The 275-nt window shown below is 37.5% G+C and carries 1 protein-coding gene; it reads left to right on the top strand.

All coding sequences use genetic code 11. The features are described 5' to 3' along the window. Positions 1–43: 43 nt before the first annotated feature. Positions 44–275, top strand: a 232-nt coding sequence (locus CWS31_RS17515) for a glutathione S-transferase family protein (protein WP_170252934.1), incomplete at its 3' end; no start/stop codon positions are given.

Raw genomic sequence — 275 nt, 5'->3', positions numbered from 1 at the left:
TCCAAAAGAGCGTGCAGAGATTTCAATGCTTGAAGGAGCGGTTTTGGATATTAGATACGGTGTTTCGAGAATTGCATATAGTAAAGACTTTGAAACTCTCAAAGTTGATTTTCTTAGCAAGCTACCTGAAATGCTGAAAATGTTCGAAGATCGTTTATGTCATAAAACATATTTAAATGGTGATCATGTAACCCATCCTGACTTCATGTTGTATGACGCTCTTGATGTTGTTTTATACATGGACCCAATGTGCCTGGATGCGTTCCCAAAATTAG

The sequence above is a fragment of the Colwellia echini genome (assembly GCF_002843355.2).
In the GTDB taxonomy this organism is placed as follows: Bacteria; Pseudomonadota; Gammaproteobacteria; order Enterobacterales; family Alteromonadaceae; genus Colwellia; species Colwellia echini.
Note: the sequence above shows the minus strand (reverse complement) of the source record. Positions and strands in the feature narration are given on the sequence as shown.